Annotated in this window: 16 protein-coding genes; 9 read left to right on the top strand and 7 right to left on the bottom strand. The window is 60.9% G+C overall.

Annotated elements, in window-relative coordinates:
- Positions 1 to 132: 132 nt before the first annotated feature.
- On the top strand, positions 133 to 1233 hold the full coding sequence (locus AB4P90_RS14615) for a sugar diacid recognition domain-containing protein (RefSeq protein WP_014718497.1): 1101 nt from the start codon (positions 133 to 135) through the stop codon (positions 1231 to 1233).
- Positions 1234 to 1366: 133 nt separating this feature from the next.
- A complete protein-coding gene (locus AB4P90_RS14610; protein ID WP_019817067.1) occupies positions 1367 to 2506 on the top strand; it encodes a glycerate kinase in 1140 nt (379 codons plus the stop codon).
- On the opposite strand, the gene AB4P90_RS14605 is transcribed toward AB4P90_RS14610, so the two are convergent.
- The 4 genes from AB4P90_RS14605 to AB4P90_RS14590 all read right to left on the bottom strand — a co-directional run bounded on the left by AB4P90_RS14605 (position 2496) and on the right by AB4P90_RS14590 (position 6725).
- A complete protein-coding gene (locus tag AB4P90_RS14605) occupies positions 2496 to 3608 on the bottom strand; it encodes a class II histone deacetylase (protein ID WP_073452450.1) in 1113 nt (370 codons plus the stop codon). The two genes, AB4P90_RS14610 and AB4P90_RS14605, sit on opposite strands and share 11 nt — an antisense overlap.
- Complete coding sequence (locus AB4P90_RS14600; protein WP_395606071.1) at positions 3605 to 4759, bottom strand: MFS transporter; 1155 nt, start codon at positions 4757 to 4759, stop codon at positions 3605 to 3607. The genes AB4P90_RS14605 and AB4P90_RS14600 overlap by 4 nt, the downstream gene beginning before the upstream one ends.
- A gap of 22 nt (positions 4760 to 4781) precedes the next feature.
- Entirely contained in the window at positions 4782 to 5654 is an 873-nt protein-coding gene (locus AB4P90_RS14595) for a transporter (protein WP_191948712.1), read from the bottom strand.
- A 99-nt stretch (positions 5655 to 5753) separates the two neighbouring features.
- Positions 5754 to 6725 (bottom strand): helix-turn-helix transcriptional regulator, encoded by a 972-nt coding sequence (locus AB4P90_RS14590; protein WP_106111159.1) that lies wholly within the window; start codon positions 6723 to 6725, stop codon positions 5754 to 5756.
- 227 nt (positions 6726 to 6952) lie between these two features.
- Here AB4P90_RS14590 and AB4P90_RS14585 point away from each other — a divergent pair, with 227 nt between their 5' ends.
- Positions 6953 to 7465: a GNAT family N-acetyltransferase gene (locus AB4P90_RS14585; RefSeq protein WP_014718491.1), complete on the top strand. Its 513-nt coding sequence runs from the start codon at positions 6953 to 6955 to the stop codon at positions 7463 to 7465.
- Positions 7466 to 7588: 123 nt separating this feature from the next.
- On the opposite strand, the gene AB4P90_RS14580 is transcribed toward AB4P90_RS14585, so the two are convergent.
- Positions 7589 to 8296, bottom strand: coding sequence for an aspartate/glutamate racemase family protein (locus tag AB4P90_RS14580; RefSeq protein WP_032903051.1), 708 nt, complete (start codon positions 8294 to 8296; stop codon positions 7589 to 7591).
- Between the two features lie 212 nt (positions 8297 to 8508).
- Here AB4P90_RS14580 and AB4P90_RS14575 point away from each other — a divergent pair, with 212 nt between their 5' ends.
- Entirely contained in the window at positions 8509 to 9180 is a 672-nt protein-coding gene (locus AB4P90_RS14575) for a DUF3313 domain-containing protein (protein ID WP_014718489.1), read from the top strand.
- 53 nt (positions 9181 to 9233) lie between these two features.
- Here the strand turns inward: AB4P90_RS14575 and AB4P90_RS14570 are convergent, their stop codons facing one another.
- Both AB4P90_RS14570 and AB4P90_RS14565 read right to left on the bottom strand, forming a co-directional pair.
- Complete coding sequence (locus AB4P90_RS14570) at positions 9234 to 10634, bottom strand: DUF1254 domain-containing protein (RefSeq protein WP_103451360.1); 1401 nt, start codon at positions 10632 to 10634, stop codon at positions 9234 to 9236.
- 114 nt (positions 10635 to 10748) lie between these two features.
- Positions 10749 to 11102: a response regulator gene (locus AB4P90_RS14565; protein ID WP_014718487.1), complete on the bottom strand. Its 354-nt coding sequence runs from the start codon at positions 11100 to 11102 to the stop codon at positions 10749 to 10751.
- A gap of 262 nt (positions 11103 to 11364) precedes the next feature.
- Here AB4P90_RS14565 and AB4P90_RS14560 point away from each other — a divergent pair, with 262 nt between their 5' ends.
- The 5 genes from AB4P90_RS14560 to AB4P90_RS14540 all read left to right on the top strand — a co-directional run bounded on the left by AB4P90_RS14560 (position 11365) and on the right by AB4P90_RS14540 (position 17932).
- Positions 11365 to 14862, top strand: a complete 3498-nt coding sequence (locus AB4P90_RS14560; RefSeq protein WP_395606070.1) for a response regulator — start codon at positions 11365 to 11367, stop codon at positions 14860 to 14862.
- Positions 14863 to 15693 (top strand): protein-glutamate O-methyltransferase CheR, encoded by an 831-nt coding sequence (locus tag AB4P90_RS14555; RefSeq protein WP_019817062.1) that lies wholly within the window; start codon positions 14863 to 14865, stop codon positions 15691 to 15693.
- The gene (locus AB4P90_RS14550; RefSeq protein ID WP_020302772.1) at positions 15690 to 16289 is read left to right on the top strand and encodes a chemotaxis protein CheB; all 600 of its coding nucleotides are present in this window, start codon (positions 15690 to 15692) and stop codon (positions 16287 to 16289) included. The genes AB4P90_RS14555 and AB4P90_RS14550 overlap by 4 nt, the downstream gene beginning before the upstream one ends.
- A complete protein-coding gene (locus AB4P90_RS14545) occupies positions 16283 to 17476 on the top strand; it encodes a hybrid sensor histidine kinase/response regulator (protein WP_020302773.1) in 1194 nt (397 codons plus the stop codon). The genes AB4P90_RS14550 and AB4P90_RS14545 overlap by 7 nt, the downstream gene beginning before the upstream one ends.
- 78 nt (positions 17477 to 17554) lie before the next feature.
- Entirely contained in the window at positions 17555 to 17932 is a 378-nt protein-coding gene (locus AB4P90_RS14540) for a response regulator (RefSeq protein ID WP_005788286.1), read from the top strand.
- Positions 17933 to 18010 lie beyond the last annotated feature (78 nt).

Below are 18010 nucleotides of genomic sequence, written 5' to 3'. Positions count from 1 at the left end.
TCGCGGTGCGAGGGTAACGTTGACCGCCCTGACAGTCTCGGTGACGTGACGGGCAGCTGTCTTTGTGCTGGCGCACAGTCAAGCTGCCTTTGCGCTGTGCCGGTGAACAACCTTTTTTAGGAAATTAGCCCCATGTTCGAGCTGGATCATGCCCTGGCGCAGGAGATTGTCGATCGCACCATGGCAATCCTGCCCTATAACGTCAATGTCATGGACAGCCAGGGCTTGATCCTGGGCAGCGGCGAGCCGGAGCGTATCAACACACGCCATGAAGGTGCGCAATTGGTGTTGGCCAATGGGCGTGTGGTGGAAATCGACGGGCAGACCGCCAAGCATCTCAAGGGTGTGCAACCCGGCATCAACCTCCCGCTGTTGCATGATCAGCGCCTGATTGGCGTGCTGGGTATCACCGGAGAACCAGATGGGTTACGCACCTACGCCGAACTGGTGCGTATGACCGCTGAAATGCTGGTCAGCCAACGCCACCAGCAGGCCGAGCAACAATGGCGGCGCCAGCGTTGCGATGATCTGCTGGCCCTGCTGTTGGCCGACAGTGGCGACTCCCCGCGCTTGGTGGACGAAGCCCAGCAATTGGGGCTCAAGCCACAACTGGCGCGCACGCCGTACCTGTTTGAACTGGGCCCGGGCCAAACGGCGGAGGCCCTGAGCACCTGGCTTGCCAGCCGCTACCCGGACAGTTGGTGCGTCAGCTCCGCGCAGTTTTCCTTGCTGTGGTGCCGACCTGCTGCGGTGCAGGTCGATAACCCCCGCTTGCTGGAAAAGCTCGAGGGCCTGGGTTGGAACATCCAGCGCATTGCCATCGGCGGGCAAGCGGAGGGCTTGGCGGGGCTGCGCCGCTGTTACCGCCGGGTAGGAGATCTGCTGGCTTATGGCCGCGATATCCTGCCGCAATCACGCCTGTTGACCCTCAACCGTTATCGCCTGCCGGTCATGCTTTGGCGTCATCGCAACGACGACGCCCTGGACGAATTGCTCAACCCGTTGCGCAAGGTGTTGGCCAAGGACAGCAACGGGCAACTGCTCGCCACGTTGCGCAGTTGGTGCGAGCACGACGGGCAAAGCCAGGCGTGTGCCGACGCCTTGGGCATTCACCGCAACAGCCTGCGCTACCGCATGGAACGCATAGCCGAACTCAGCGGCGTAGACCCGCTGACGCTAGATGGGATGCTTGCCTTGTACCTGGGCGTACAACTGCTGCCCCACCCCCTGTAGGCGCGAGCAAGCTCGCTCCTACAGGGGGCATTGTAGAAATGAACAACAAACCCGCCCCACACTTGTGCATCGGCCCCGCGTCATTGCCCCTGCCAACTGGCAGCATGGGCGTTATAAAAACCGGAGAACGTCCATGAAAATCGTGATCGCCCCTGACTCGTTCAAAGACAGCCTGAGTGCCGCAGGCGTCGCCCAGGCGATTGCCGAGGGGTGGGCCGAGGTCTGGCCGGATGCGCACGTGCTTCAATGCCCGATGGCCGATGGCGGTGAAGGCACGGTGGATGCGGTGCTCGCCGCGTGTAAGGGGCAATTACGTCGGCAAACAGTCCGAGGCCCGCTGGGCGACAGCGTCGAAGCACGTTGGGGCTGGTTGGCCGACAGCCATACCGCGATGATCGAGATGGCCGAGGCCAGCGGCCTGCAACTCGTCGCGCCGGGGCAGCGCGACGCCTGTTCCAGTACCACCTATGGCACCGGCGAGTTGATCCGCGCCGCGCTGGATGCCGGGGCGCAGCGCATCATCCTGGCGATTGGCGGCAGTGCCACCAACGATGGCGGGGCGGGAGCGATGCAGGCCCTTGGCGTGCAGCTATTGGATAGCGAACGTCAGCCACTGCCGGCGGGTGGGTTGGCATTGGCACGCCTGGCCCATATCAGCCTTGAACAACTCGACCCGCGCCTGGCGCAGGTGCGTTTTGAAATCGCCGCCGACGTCAACAATCCCCTGTGCGGCCCCCACGGTGCCTCGTCGATTTTCGGCCCGCAAAAAGGCGCGAGTCCCGAGCAAGTGGCACACCTGGACGCGGCCCTTGGGCACTTCGCTGACCATTGCGCTCAGGTGCTGCCCAAGGATGTGCGCGACGAACCTGGCAGCGGCGCCGCCGGTGGCCTGGGCTTTGCTGCCAAGGCGTTTCTCGCTGCCCAGTTTCGTCCAGGGGTTGAGGTAGTCGCTGAACTGGTTGGCCTCGATGAAGCGGTGCGTGGCGCCGACCTGGTAATCACCGGTGAAGGTCGCTTCGACGCCCAGACGCTGCGGGGAAAAACTCCGTTTGGCGTGGCGCGCATTGCCCGGCGACACGGCGTGCCGGTGGTCGTGATCGCGGGCACCTTGGGCGACGGCTACGAGCAGATGTACGCCCACGGTGTGGATGCAGCGTTCGCCTTGCCGTCGGGGCCGATGTCTCTGGAGCAAGCCTGTCACGAGGCGCCGCGCCTGTTGCGTGAGCGGGCCTCGGACGTTGCACGGGTATGGCGCCTGGCAGCTACTCGCTGACCCCGCGCGCCAGCCGCTCCACCCACTGCGCTTGAAACCCCTGTAGCTGCACACCGGGTTGCTGCAACTGCACAAATTCAAGCATCGGGTCTTGCACCGCCGTGCGCACTCCGCTCAGTTCCTCCAGGGTCGCCAAGCCGCAGAACGGCACATAGGCTTCGCTGTAGCCGCCTTCATGTACCAGCACCAGGCGGCCCTGGCACAGACGCTCGGCGGCCAGGCGCAGGGCGCGGGTCAGCAGCCGGAACGATTCACTGTGCAACAGCATGCGCGCCAACGGGTCGACGGCGTTGGCGTCATAACCACAGGCGACGATGATCAACTCCGGCTCGAAGCGCTCCAGCGCGGGCACTACGATGCGTTCCATGGCGTGTAGATAGGTGGCGTGGCCACTGCCTGGCGGCAAGGGGATATTGATGTTGGCCCCCACGCCCGCCCCGCGGCCGCGATCCTGCTCGCCGCTGTAACCGGGCGGGTAGCAGCCGTCCTGGTGCAAGGATACCGTCAACACATCGGCCCGTTCTTCGAAGATCGACTGCGTGCCGTTACCGTGGTGCACATCCCAGTCGATCACCGCGACTTTGCCCAGACCGTTGCGGGCCTTGGCGGCCTCGATGGCAATGGCAATGTTGGCCAGAAAACAAAAGCCCATAGCACTGTCTGCCAGGCAGTGATGACCCGGTGGCCGCGACAGCGAATAGGCGTTGTGCGCCTGGCCCTTGAGCACCATGTCCACGGCGGCCAGGGTCAGTCCGGCGGACAGTTGCGCAATTTCGAAGCTGCCCGGCCCAATCGGTGCCTGTGGGCCAAGCTCACCGCCACCCGCATCGCTCAAGGCCTTGAAACGCTGCAGGTAAGCGCGGCTGTGGACCCGCAGCAGATCCTCTTCACTGGCGGGCGGCGCGCTATGCAGTTGTAGTTGGCGGCTCAGTCCGGAGACATCCAACAGGCTTTTCAGGCGGCGCTTGGTCTCCGGTGACTCGGCATGCCCGCTGCCGGCCGGCGGCTGCACCCAGCCGCCCACGGGCAGGGTCAGCGCATGGGCGCCGGCGCTGTGCCACAGGCTCATTTCGTCGAAAAAAAATGCGGTGGTTGGGTTCATACCGGTTCCAGTTCAGTGGGGGAATGGGGACGGCTGGCGACGATCATCACCAGAGACAGCAAGGTGATAGCGGCTGCACCAAGCAGCAACAGGCTGAAACCGCCGCTGGCCTCGATCAGGCGGCCAGCGAGCGCCGGGCCGATGGCCAGGCCGCCGCCGATGACCAGGTTGGAGGCGTTCATCAGCTTGCCGCTGTGATCAAGGTCGGCCAGGCAGGCCAGGATCAGCGGCAGAATGAAGGTCCAGGTGAATTTGAACAGCAGCGCCGCCAAAGCAAATCGCAGCAATGCGGGCTGGCCGAACAACAGAAGCACCGCTGCCGCCATCAACAGGTAGCCCAGCAACAACAGCACTCCACGCGGCAAGCGGGTCCCGATCAGTGAAGCGCTCGCGGCCCCGGCAATGCCCATCACGGTGGCGATGGCGAGGATGTCGCCGCTGTGCTGCGCCGAAATCCCGGCACTGGCGCCCAAGGCACCGATAAAGGTCCAGACGCCTCCCAAGCTGATATAAAAGGCCAGGACCGCGCCAACCCCCAGGGCGGCTTTCCAGCGTGAACCGGGCAAGACCGGGGTGTGGCTGGCGGGCAACGCACGGCTACCGGCGGGAAAAGCCCGCGCCAATGGCAGCAGCAGAGCCATCAACCCTGCCAGGATCAGGTAGCAGGCATTCAAACCAAACCGTTCGAACAAACCAGGCAGCACCACCAGGCCGACGGCACCGACGATCAACTGCCCCATCACCCACAAACCATAGACTCGGCTGGGATTGGCGGTGGTGGCGGCACTGGCCAGGCAGAGGATCATCAACGAACCGCCGGCCAGGGCGCTGGCCCCGCGCAACACCAGCAGCACGGCGTAGGTGTCGGCGAGCATCGACAGCAGGTTGGCCGCAATGAACAACAGCGCGGCGACCCGGGCGGCAGTGCGCCAGTCAACCCGCTTGAGCCACCACCAGGCGGGCAAGGTCGCCAGGCTCATGGCGCCCAGTTCCACGGAAAACAAGTCGCCAATCCGCGCCGGGCTCAGTTGCCATTGGCTGGCCAACTGCGCGGCCACGGCGGGAGCAGTCATCAGGAGGGTCGGAGTGATGGCGGCAAACAGTACGATCGCCGCCAGCCGTGCCGTTATCGCAGGGTTGGAAATGGGCATTTTCAAGCTCCAGGGAAAGGGGTCAGAACACATGCACGAGGCGCAACAGCGCTTCGGTGCCGGCATAACCATTGGAAGCCGCAACGTGTTGCGAAAGGCTGACCATCAGTTGGTTCTGCCGGTCGAGCCAGTGCCCGAGTTCGAAGCCGACTTGGGTGTAGCGCTTGTGGGTATCGTCGAGGCGACGGTTGTTGAGGCGCAGGGCGCCACCGTCGGCCTGGATCAGGCGCAATGCGCCGTAAGTGGCGGAGCTGAAGTCATACGAGGCAAAAGCCTGCAGGCGATACAGCGGGGCTTGCTTGAGTTCGCTGCCGAAGTAATCGTCATTGCGGCCATAGAGCTGGGCTTCCAGGTTGGCTTCCAGCACCCATTTCTCACCGATACCGTGGGTGTAGTTGTAGACAAAGGTGGCGCCCCAGCGATTGGCACCGGGGGACACGTCCGGGTTTTGGCTGTGGTACTCACCTATCGGCACAGTGATCAGGCTCAACAAGCCGCTGTAAGTGCGCGTCACCGGGTCGTTGACGAAAAACAGCGTGCCGCCCACCTGTGGATCGCCCAGGCCGCGCTCGCGGCTGCGCTGGTTGGCGCCGGGAAGGCGTGCGCTGATGTCGGCAAAGGGCAGGATGAATTGCGGCGTGCACAACGTGCCGCAGGCGTCGGTGAAATACACCTGACGGTAGGCCACGGCGTTGACCCTGAGGTCGGCCTTGCCGGTGCTGTCGGCGGGGCCATGGAAATCGCTGGCGCGGGTGGCGGGCAGGTACAGCACACCCAGGCGGGTGCCCGGTGGGGCGGCGAAAAAATCGCGGGCGTTGAGGTCGGCAGCCTGGCTGTCGAGGCTGAACAGGCTGGCGCACAGCACTGTCAGGTTACGTAGGCGCGTTGAAGTCATGGCGAAGCGTCTCGTGTTAGAGGAGGCCGGAAAATGGGCAACAGCAGCCCGTGACCGTAAAAAACGACCGTGGCAAAACCGTGGGAGAAGCGGGCAGGGTCAGTCGGGCGGGGCGTGCACCAGGTGCGCTATGCGCGCCTTGTCCTTGACGCCGAGCTTGGCGTAGATGGCGCGAATATGGTGGCGCACGGTATTGGGCGAAAGGCCAAGGTCGCGGGCCACTTCCTTGTAGGTCTTGCCCTCGCCGAAGCCTTGGGCCACGTCGTTTTCCCGTGGGCTGAGCTGGGGCAGGGCACGGTTGAGGCGCGCGGCCAACAGCAATTGGTCGCCCACTGGGGACGCCTGGATGTGGATGCGCTTGCCGTCATACCCGCGCTCATCGAGCGGCACCGGCAGGGTGGGGCCACACCATTGCGGCCATTCGCTGAGCAGCAGGTCGACAAAACCGCGCTCGGCGCATTGCAACACACCCCGGGGGTCGCACACCGCCAGGGCCAGATTGCGCGGGCTGGCCAGGGTTTCACGCATGGCCACCAAGGTGCGGATCTGGTTTGCCGAGACCGCCGCCACCAGGTGCAGCATCAGGTTATTGAGCAACTGGCAATCCTGCGCGTTGAACGTGGGCGCAGTGGGCTGGCGGTAGAGCGTCAGGTGGTGGCTGAGGTGGGTTTGCGGGTCGATATGGATGACACACAGTAATTCACCTAGGCCGTGGCGTTGCGCTAGCCAGTTCAAGGCGCTGCCGCTGGCGGGGTCGCGCATATCGATAATTACTGCCTCGCCAGGCGCGGCATGCACCCGTGCAACGGTCACGTCCAGATGGCGGATTGACTGCCAGTCCGCCAGGTAGTCGGGCGGCAACTGGTAGAGGTAGCTGTTGTGCTCTTGCGGCAGACCGTTGATGACAGCCGAGCGCCCCCACCAGGCACTGTCGAAGGCCAGCAATTGGCTGACGCGTGCCAGGGCATGGCACTGGAAGTGTTCGATGTCCTTGTGTTGGGCCAAGCGTTGCAGGTCCAGGGTCAGGGTGCTGAAGGCCTGCAACAGGCCCGAGTAATCAAGGCGGCTCATGGGTGTTCCTCTGTGGGACTTTTTTTGTTGTTCTCGTCACAGGGTGAAGGCCGAAGTGTCGGGTTGACGGGGCAGGGCCTGAGCTGAGTATCGGCGCTGCGCATAGGGATCGCCATCGTTCAGATGCAGGATGGTGCTGGTTGGCTGGTAAGAAAACGCCCGACTCGTCAGCCAGGCGCTTAGCCTCTAAACTGGTCCGCCACTTGTCTTTCAAAGGATGAAATGCAATGCACCCACCTGAACCGTCTATCGTGATCCAGCGTTTTACCGAGGCCCACCTGGAGGGCGTCGCCTCGCTATACAACGAACCGGCTGTTTGCCGTCAGGTGCTGCAAATGCCTTTTCAGTCGGTTGAGATGTGGCGCAAGCGCCTGGTGATGGATAACGAGCGGCGCCTGCAACTGGTGGCGTTGCATGGCAGTGAGGTGATTGGCCAATTAGGGCTTGAGCAGTACCTGCGCGTACGCCAGAGCCACGTTGGTTCGTTGGGTATGGGCGTGGCGCCCGCGTGGCAGGGCAAGGGTGTCGGTTCGCGGCTGTTGGCGGCCGCGCTGGAGGTGGCCGACAACTGGATGAACCTGCGCCGTGTGGAGCTGACGGTCTACGCCGACAACGAGCCTGCGCACAACCTGTACCGCAAGTTCGGCTTCGAAGTGGAAGGGCGGCTGCGCGATTACGCCCTGCGCGACGGTATGTTTGTCGACACCCTGAGCATGGCGCGCCTGCGCACGTCGGCTTGATCCTGTAAAACTGTGGGAGCGGGCTTGCCCGCGAAGGCGGAGTGTCAGTCACTGAATCTTCAACTGAACCACCGCTATCGCAGGCAAGCCAGCTCCCACACGGCTCATGCATTGCCCTCAGAGTCAGCGCCCGGTACAGATGCCCTGCAAGGCAAACCCCACCGCGGCCTGCGCGTGCAACGCGGTGGTGTCCAGCAGCGGCAGGGCGCTGTGTTCGGGCTGGATCAGCAGGCAGATTTCCGTGCAGCCAAGAATAATCGCCTGAGCGCCGCGTGCGGCGAGAGTCTGGATCGCCTGCTGATACACCTGGCGCGAGGCGTCGCTGATGACGCCCACGCACAACTCTTCATAGATGATTCGGTGCACCGCCTTGCGTTCATCCGCGTCTGGCACCAGCACGGTGAGCCCCTGGCCGGCGAGGCGCGATTTAAGGAAATCCTGCTCCATGGTGAACGCGGTACCCAACAAGCCTACCGTCAAGGTCCCGGCCTCCAGGGCCGCAGCCGCCGTGGCATCGGCAATATGCAGGAAGGGAATCGACACTGCCGCCTCAATGCGCGGTGCCACTAAATGCATGGTGTTGGTACACAGCACCACACAATCAGCCCCCCCGGCCTGCAAGCGTCGCGCGGCATCTTCCAGGATCAGCGCGGTATCGTCCCAACGCCCGGCATGCTGAGCCTGTTCCACCGGGCCGAAATCCACGCTGTACATCAACACTTGCGCCGACCGCAGCGGGCCGAGCTGGTCGCGCACACGCTGGTTGATAAGGCGGTAATACTCGGCGCTGGACTCCCAGCTCATGCCGCCGATAAGGCCGATGGTGCGCATGTGGTGCTCCGGACAAAAAGTGTGGCTTCACCTTACCCATTGAAGGCGGATGAGTCATACGCAGTTGCCAGCCAATTCACCGGAGCAGTTCAAATAACCTTGATCAACGATCACTTCTGATCAATACCCGGCGCTAAATTAAGGTGCGATGCCTCAACATTGGCTATACCTACCACTCGTTCTTACGATGATGCTCGCCAGGGAGTTCAATAATGAAATTAAGGCTAATGATCGGCACACTGTGCGTCGCTTCGCTCGGTATGGCCGGTTGCGCCAGCAAGGTGGTGCAACCGAATGAGTATTCAGGGTTTCTTTCCAACTACAGCCAGCTCAAGGAGGCCAAGTCACCCTCGGGGGCTGAGGTGATGCGCTGGGTTGATCCACAACTGGATTTGAACCGTTACACGGCGGTGTACATCGAGCCCACCCAGTTTTACCCCAAGCCCCAGGCCACTTCCCGCATTCCAGAGAGCACGTTGCGGGGAATCAACGACTATTACAACCAGGCGCTCAAGCGCGAGCTGGCTCAGTCATTGCCCGTGGCCAATGCCCCTGGCCCTGGAGTGATCGTGGTAAGGGCGGCGATTACCGCCGTGAGCAGCAAGACCGAGAGCCTCAAGCCTTATGAATTTATTCCCGTCGCCCTGGTGGCTGCGGCAGTGAGCACCGGCACCGGCATTCGCGACCAGGAGACCACCCTGGGCACCGAGGCGCAGTTTCTCGACGGCGCCACTCATAAAGTGCTGGCCCAAGTGGTGCGCAAAGGCACCGGCAAGCCGCTGGCTAATGACTCCCAAGTGATGAAGGCCGACGATGTGAAAAGCGTCATCGATGGTTGGGCGTCGGACCTGCACCAGTCCTACGTGAAGCTGAAAAAACACTGAGTCAAAAAAAGCACGGCGGGTCATCGCCCGCCGTGCTTTTTTTTTCGCCGAGCTTATTTAAGCGGCGTCAACGCTGGTAGCTTCCACTGGCCGCCAGCGACTTCAGGCTTGGGCAGGTAAATGCGCAACACCGCGTAGAACGGGCCGGGCGGGGCCGGCAACCAGTTGCTCTGCTCAGCCTTGGGAGGTTCGTGGTGCTGCAGCGCCAGGGTCAAGCCACCATCGGCATCGAGCTTGAGGGTCGGCAGCATCTGCGAATTGATCAGGTAGCGCTTCTTGTGATTCGGCACCAGCAATTTGGTCTTTGCGTCATACATCGTCAGTGACCAGAACGCATCGGCCGGCGGCAGCTGGTCCTTGGCAAAATGCACGGTGTAGCTGTGGCGTGCACCATTAGCCGGCTTGCCCTCGCTGTCGATGACGTAGCTCAAGTGCGCGGCTTCATCACTGGAGTTGCCGAACATCCCCAGCTCGGCACCGGCGTAGCGGTACAGGTAGTTGTTTTGCAGGTGGTCGCGGCTGCCGTACAGGTCTGCGTCGGTCACTTGGTGGGTATCCACCTTGGCCTTCTTGAACGCGGCGAATTCGGCGCGGCCATCGGCGATGCCGTCCTCCAGGGCCTTGCGCTGCTCGGTAGTCAACTGCTTGACCTTGAACGGCGCGCCTGGGGCGATACCGATCTTGGCAAAGCGTGCCAGCAGATCTTTTTCGCTGTCCTGGGGCGCGGCGAAGGCCAGCATGAAGTTCAGGTAGCGAAACAGCTGCGGGCCTTCGGTCATGGTTGCCATCGGCTTGGGCCATTGGATCTTCGGCACAGTGGCAGGCGCGGGTTGCTTCACATAACTGCTCAGCGCCTGCACCTTGTAGCCGCTCTGGATCTGCTTGACCTTGCCCAGGTCTTTGTCATCAAACAGCTGCGTGCGGTAAAGGGCGTAGGCGATGTTGCTTTCGCTGTAGACCACACGGTCGATGTCCACCGGCTGCTGACCTTTCCAGTCTGGCCCGGCGATCATGTAGTGGCCGCCGTTATTGCCGGTACTGCGGGTACCCAGGTAGGCAAAATTCTGCGTATAGAGGTCGATCAACTGCACCGAGTAATAGCGCTTGTCTTCAATCTTGGGCAGGGTCAGCACCAGCGGCTCTCTACGCAGGTCCATCCACACGAACGAGTAGGGCGTGTCGACGTTAGGGGTGGTAACCGCGTTGTCCTTGGGGGTGAGCACCTGGGCGCCGTTGTCGATACGGTTAAACGGCGCCTTGAAGTGGGCACCGCCTTTATCAACGGCCTGGGTGTAGAGCGTCTTGTACATCTGCACCACCGGGAAGCCGTACAAGTAGGCTTCCTTGGCAATGGCCCTGGCTTCGCTGGGGCTTGCGGTGAAGTCAGCCCAGGCGCCAGAGCTCATGAGTATCCAGAGGCTCGCCAACAGCAGGCGCGTCGGTTTTCCAATCATGTTGTTGCGTCCTTCCTGAGTGCTATCTGAGAGCGTGGCGTGAAGGCGCTGAGTTTCCTGTTTTATTGGCCGGTCGTCACGTTAATCTCTGCAAAGGACGATGAGGAAGGGGCGTTAGAGCATGGATTTGACTTTGTCACGCAATTGATCAATGGAGAACGGCTTGCCAATCACCTGCATACCGGCGGGCACATCAATGTTTTCGGCATAGCCGCTGGCAAACAGGATAGGCAGGGTAGCGCGCAGTTCGCGGACTTTGGTTGCCAGTTGTTTGCCGTCCATGTCGGGCAGGCCGACGTCGGTCATCATCAGGTCGATGATCTGGTCGGTATTTTGCACCTGCGCCAGTGCTTCCCCAGCATCCGCGGCTTCGAGCACCGTGAACTCCAACTCTTCGAGGACATCGACGATCAGCATGCGCACGATGGCGTCGTCTTCGACTACAAGGATGGTGGAGGTGTGGGACATAGTGAACTTTCCTGAACAGTGAGAGCGCTGGGCTTAAAGGCAACTAGATTGTGAGTAATAACAATGCCAGCAAGTTCCGAAGCAATTGCTGGCATTGTGACCTTAGCGGCGCAAAAAGTCCCGTCCGCTTGCGTGTCGACTCACCAAGGTACCGGCGCCATGCGCTTGACCGCATCCGCTGTCAATCAACGCACAAACATAGCGTTGAGCGATGTTATTCGGGCAAACTTGCGGTTTTCCCGCATTTGGCCAAGGCATGCCCATGACACCCGCGTCGTCCGTCGATGAAAAAAGCTTTCGTACCCTGCTGAGCCGGAACGTGGCCCTGCCCTTGGGCGTGGGCGTGCTCAGCGCGGTGTTTTTCGTCTGCCTGATTACCTATTTGCTCTCGGTGATCCAGTGGGTGGAGCACACCGACCGCGTCATTAACAACCTCAATGAGACGTCCAAACTGACGGTTGACCTGGAAACAGGGATGCGCGGGTTCCTGATCACCGGTGACGAGCACTTCCTTGATCCGTACGAAGTGGCCAAGCCGCGGATCATTGCCGACCTGCGCAATCTGCAAGACCTGGTAGCCGACAATCCGCAGCAGGTTGACCGGCTCAAGCGCTTGGAAACCTTGCAGACCGAATGGAACACCTACGCGCAGTCGATGATTGAGCTGCAGCGCAACAGCGGTGATTACCGTGGCGCGGTCAAGGCGGGCCGGGGCAAGCGGCTCACTGATGAAATTCGCAAGGAATACGAAGACGCGGTGGCGATGGAGCAGCAGTTCCGTATCACCCGTAACGCAGAGGTCACCCGCACGACGGTGATCAGTGTCACGCTGTACTTGGTGTTTGTACTGGGGTTGAGTGGTTTTCTGGCCTACATCGGCAGGAAGAATTTAATCTCACTTTCAAAGAGTTACAGCGCAAACCTCGCGTCACAACAGAAGATTGCACGGCGCCTCGAGCAAACCGCCTGGCTGCGCAATGGCCAGACCGAGCTGGCCGAGCAAGTACTCGGCCAACTGACCCTGAACATGCTGGGACGCAATATCCTGCAATTCTTCGCCCAGTACATGGGCTCTGCGGTCGCCGCGCTGTACGTGCGTGAAGAACACGGCGGCCTCAAGCGCGTGGCCACGTATGGTTTCTCCCGCGATCAGGAACAGCAAGAACAGTCGATCTACAGCGACGAAGGCATCGTCGGGCAGGCCGCTCAGCTCAATCGTCTGATTCGCCTGGACGATGTGCCGGTGGATTACTTCAAGGTCAGTTCCGGTCTTGGCGAAGGGGCCACTCGCAGCATCCTGGTGATGCCGACCAGCGATGATGACCGTGTCAACGGCGTAGTCGAGCTGGGCTTCCTGCGCCCTCTGGATGAGCGTGATATCGAACTGCTGGAACTGATCGCCGGCAATATCGGCACCTCCATCGAAGCCGCGCGCTATCGCCAGCGCTTGCAGGAAGTGCTGGCCGAGACCCAGCAACTCAACGAAGAGCTGCAAGTGCAGCAGGAAGAGCTCAAGACCGCCAACGAAGAGCTCGAAGAGCAATCGCGCATCCTCAAGGAGTCCCAGGCTCACCTGGAAACCCAACAGGCTGAGCTTGAACAGACCAACGAGCAACTCGCCGAACAGACCCAGACCCTGGCCGAACAGCGCGACGCCATGGACCGCAAGAACATCGAGCTGAACCAGGCCCAGCTTGAGCTGGAAGACCGCGCCGATGAGTTGCAGCGCTCCAGCAAGTACAAATCCGAATTTCTTGCCAACATGTCCCATGAGCTGCGCACACCGCTCAACAGTTCGCTGATCCTGGCCAAACTGCTGGCGGATAACCCGCAGGAAAACCTCAGCGCCGAGCAGGTCAAGTTTGCCGAGTCGATCTATTCGGCCGGCAATGACTTGCTCAACCTGATCAACGACATCCTGGATATTTCCAAGGTCGAAGCCGGCAAGCTGGAAGTGCGCCCGGAAAACGCCAGCGTCGAGCGCCTGGTGGATGGCCTGCGTGGCATGTTCGAGCCGCTGGCAATGGACCGCAAACTGGGCTTCCAGGTGGACGTGCAACAAGGCTCGCCAACCCTGCTGTTTACTGATCGCCAACGCCTGGAGCAGATCCTCAAGAACCTGTTGTCCAACGCCATCAAGTTCACTGAACAGGGCGAGGTCAGCCTGTCGGTGTCCCGCGCGCCGGGGGAGGGCATTGCCTTTACCGTGCGCGATTCCGGCATTGGTATCGCCCCGGATCAACAGGAAAGCATCTTCGAAGCTTTCCGCCAGGCCGACGGCACCACCAATCGCCGTTACGGCGGTACAGGCCTGGGCTTGTCGATTTCCCGTGACCTGGCCACCTTGCTGGGCGGCTATATCAGTGTGACCAGCGAACCGGGCAAAGGCAGTATTTTCACGCTCGTATTGCCTGAACAGTATGTAGAACGCGACGAGGCCGCGGCGCCGATCGAGCCACCGCGCCAAGTGGTGGTCGCGCCGGCACCAACGCCCGTCAAGGTATCGCCGCTGCCGGTGGCTGACGCCGAGTTGATCCCGCGCTTTGCCGATGACCGCGAAAAAGCGCCGTTCAGCACTCGCTGCATCCTGGTAGTGGAAGACGAGCCGAATTTTGCGCGCATTCTGTTCGATCTTGCCCACGAGCTGGGTTACCACTGCCTGGTCGCCCACGGTGCCGACGAGGGCTACAGCCTCGCCGAGCAATACATCCCCGACGCGATTCTGCTGGACATGCGCTTGCCCGACCACTCAGGACTGACTGTGCTGCAACGCCTCAAGGAACACGCCAACACGCGCCACATCCCGGTGCACGTGATCTCTGTGGAAGACCGTGTCGAAGCCGCCATGCACATGGGTGCCATCGGTTATGCGGTCAAGCCCACCACCCGCGAAGAGCTCAAGGACGTGTTCGCGCGCCTGGAAGCCAAGTTGACCCAGAAGGTCAAGCGCATCCTGCTGGTGGAAGACGATGACCTGCAGCGCGACAGCATTGCCCGCCTGATCGGCGACGATGACATCGAGATCACTGCCGTAGGCTTCGCCCAAGAGGCCCTCGACCTGTTGCGCACCACCATCTACGACTGCATGATCATCGACCTCAAGCTGCCGGACATGCTCGGCAACGAGCTGCTCAAGCGCATGGCCACCGAGGACATCTGCTCGTTCCCGCCGGTGATCGTCTACACCGGGCGCAACCTGACCCGGGACGAAGAGGCCGAACTGCGCAAGTATTCACGCTCGATCATCATCAAGGGGGCGCGCTCGCCCGAGCGTCTGCTGGATGAAGTCACGCTGTTTCTGCACAAAGTCGAATCCCAGTTGTCCCATGACCGCCAGAAGATGCTCAAGACCGCCCGCAGCCGCGACAAGGTGTTCGAGGGGCGCAAAATCCTCTTGGTGGACGACGACGTGCGCAATATCTTCGCCCTGACCAGCGCCCTGGAGCACAAAGGTGCTGTGGTGGTGATCGGGCGTAACGGCCAGGAGGCTATCGATAAACTCAATGAAGTCGAAGATATCGACCTGGTGCTGATGGACGTGATGATGCCGGAGATGGACGGTTACGAGGCCACCGCCTTGATCCGCCAGGACCCACGCTGGAAAAAACTGCCAATCATTGCCGTGACGGCCAAGGCCATGAAGGACGATCAGGAGCGTTGCCTGGCAGCAGGCTCAAACGATTACCTGGCCAAGCCGATTGACCTGGACCGCCTGTTCTCACTGATTCGCGTATGGCTACCGAAGATGGAACGCATTTAAGTGGAGCAGTGTTTCTTGGATAAGAGTAGCGATATTGAGCTGCGCCTGTTGATCGAGGCGATTTACCTCAAGTACAGCTACGACTTTCGCGACTATTCGGGCGCGTCGGTCAAACGCCGTGTGGCCCATGCCTTGCGTCAGTTCGACTGCGCGACCATTTCCGCACTGCAAGAGCGCGTGTTGCACGACCCTGCGGCGTTCATGCAGTTGCTGCAATTCTTGACCATCCCGGTGAGCGAGATGTTTCGCGACCCGTCGCACTTCCTCGCGATTCGCCAGGAAGTCGTGCCGCTGCTCAAGACCTACCCGTCGATCAAGATCTGGATCGCCGGCTGCAGCACAGGCGAGGAGGTGTACTCCATGGCCATCCTGCTGCGTGAAGAAGGCTTGCTGGAACGCACCATCATCTACGCCACGGACATCAACCCGGCGTCGCTGGATAAAGCCAAGCAGGGCATCTTTTCCCTGGAGAACGTGCGCGCCTATACCGCCAATTATCAGCAGGCCGGCGGGCAACGTTCATTTGCCGACTACTACACAGCAGCTTACGATTACGCGATCTTTGACAAGACATTGCGCGAGAACGTGACCTTTGCCGATCACAGCCTGGCGACCGACAGCGTATTTTCAGAAACGCAATTAATTTCATGCCGTAACGTATTGATTTATTTCAATAAAAAATTGCAAGATCGAGCGTTTGGCTTGTTTCATGAGTCGCTGTGTCATCGCGGCTTTTTGGTGCTGGGCAGCAAGGAAACCCTGGATTTTTCCGCCTACAGCAAGCAATTCGAGCCCTTGGTCAAGCAGGAACGGATCTACCGAAAATCATGAGCGACGCGCCGGACACCCCGATTTCGGGGATCGAAGCCATCGTCGTCGGCGCGTCCGCCGGCGGCGTCGAGGCGTTGCTGAGTATTTTCGGCCAGTTGCCCAGTACCTTCGGCCTGCCGATCATTGCCGTGCTGCACCTGCCGGACGAGCGCCGCAGCCAATTGGCGGAAGTCTTTGCGCGGCGCCTGAACATCCCGGTCAAGGAGGCGAGGGACAAAGAAGCGCTGGAGGCGGGCACCTTGTACTTTGCCGGGCCCGGTTATCACCTGTCGGTAGAGCAGGACCGCAGCCTGTCCCTGAGCCAGGAAGACCGGGTGCACCATTCCAGACCCGCCATCGACTACCTGTTTTCCTCGGCGGCCGATGTGTATGGGCCTCGCCTGCTCGCCATTTTGTTGACTGGCGCCAACCAGGACGGCGCAAGCGGGCTGGCCCACGTCAAGCAATCGGGTGGCATCACCATCGTGCAGGACCCACAAGAGGCACGCATTGCCGTCATGCCCCTGGCGGCCCTGGCCTTGCACACACCTGACCATATTCTTTCCTTGAGCCGAATCGGCTCATTGCTGGCTTCCCTGGAACCCTTCCCATGTTAAGTACTGTCCAGGCCAAACTGCTGATCGTCGACGATCTGCCGGAAAACCTGCTGGCCCTAGAGGCGCTGATCAAGCGTGAGGATCGCCAGGTCTTCAAGGCATTGAGTGCCGATGAGGCGTTGTCCCTGTTGCTGGAACATGAATTCGCCATGGCGATCCTCGACGTGCAGATGCCTGGCATGAACGGGTTCGAGCTGGCCGAACTGATGCGCGGCACCGAAAAGACCAAAAATATCCCCATCGTGTTCGTCAGCGCCGCCGGGCGCGAGCTCAACTACGCCTTCAAGGGTTATGAGAGCGGCGCGGTGGACTTCCTGCATAAGCCGTTGGATATCCATGCGGTCAAGAGCAAGGTCAATGTGTTCGTCGACCTGTATCGCCAGAGCAAGGCGATGAAGCTGCAAGTCGAGGAACTGGAGCGCAGCCGCCGCGAGCAGGAACTGTTGCTCACGCGCCTGCAGGCCACTCAGGCCGAACTGGAACAAGCGGTGCGCATGCGTGACGACTTCATGTCGATTGTCGCCCACGAAGTGCGTACACCCCTGAACGGGCTGATTCTGGAGACCCAGTTGCGCAAGATGCACCTGGCCCGGGACAACGCCGCCGCGTTCACTCTGGACAAGATGCACGCCATGGTTGACCGCGATGAGCGCCAGATCAAAAGCCTGATCCGTCTGATCGAAGACATGCTTGACGTGTCACGCATCCGTACCGGCAAGCTGTCCATACGCCCGGCGCGTTTTGACCTGGCGCAGTTGGTGCGCAACCTCGTGCACAACTTCGAGCCACAGGTCGCCGCGGCTGAATCGTCGATGCAGTTGGTGGCAGACGAGCCTGTAGAGGGCCACTGGGATGAATTCCGTATCGAGCAGGTGATCACCAACCTGCTGACCAATGCCCTGCGCTACGGGGCTAAAAGCCCGGTGGATGTACGGGTGTATACCGAGCATGGCGAGGCGCGCGTGGAAGTGCGCGACCGTGGCATTGGTATCAGTGAAGACAACCAGAAGCGTATTTTCCAGCAGTTCGAACGGGTTTCCGCCAATCATGCCGCCGCCGGCCTGGGCCTGGGATTGTTTATTTCCGAGCAGATAGTAGCGGCCCATGGCGGCACCATCGAGGTGGAGAGCCAGATAGGCGAGGGCGCCTTGTTTCGTGTGTGCTTGCCCCTTGAGGCGACCGCGTGAAATCAATCGTCAGCTCGACGCAACCTCTGCGTGACCCCATGGTCGTAACTGCAGCAATTGACCGGACAAAGGCTTCCCATGAGTGAAGATGCACAAGATGTCGTACTGATCGTCGAGGACGACGAATCCATTATGTTTGTGCTGGGTGAGTACCTGGCAGGCTTGGGCTACCGGGTCTTGAAGGCGATCGACGGGGAGCAGGCCTTCGAAATCCTTGCGACCAAACCGCACCTGGACTTGATGGTCACCGATTACCGCCTGCCGGGTGGAATTTCCGGGGTGCAGATCGCTGAGCCGGCGCTCAAGCTGCGACCGGAACTGAAAGTGATCTTTATCAGCGGCTATCCGCAGGAAATTCTCGACTGCAACAGCCCGATCACGCGCAACGCGCCGATTTTGGCCAAGCCGTTTGATCTGGATACGCTGCAGGAGCATATCCAGCGTTTATTGGCGTGATGATTCAAACGAGGCGCGCAAGTTTTGTGCGATAGCAAAAGTTCTTCTCGAACCACCGAGAAGAACCTTTTTGAGGTA

The sequence above is a fragment of the Pseudomonas sp. B16120 genome (assembly GCF_044218845.1).
Lineage (GTDB): Bacteria > Pseudomonadota > Gammaproteobacteria > Pseudomonadales > Pseudomonadaceae > Aquipseudomonas > Aquipseudomonas paracarnis.
This window is presented reverse-complemented; position numbering and strand designations above follow the sequence as displayed.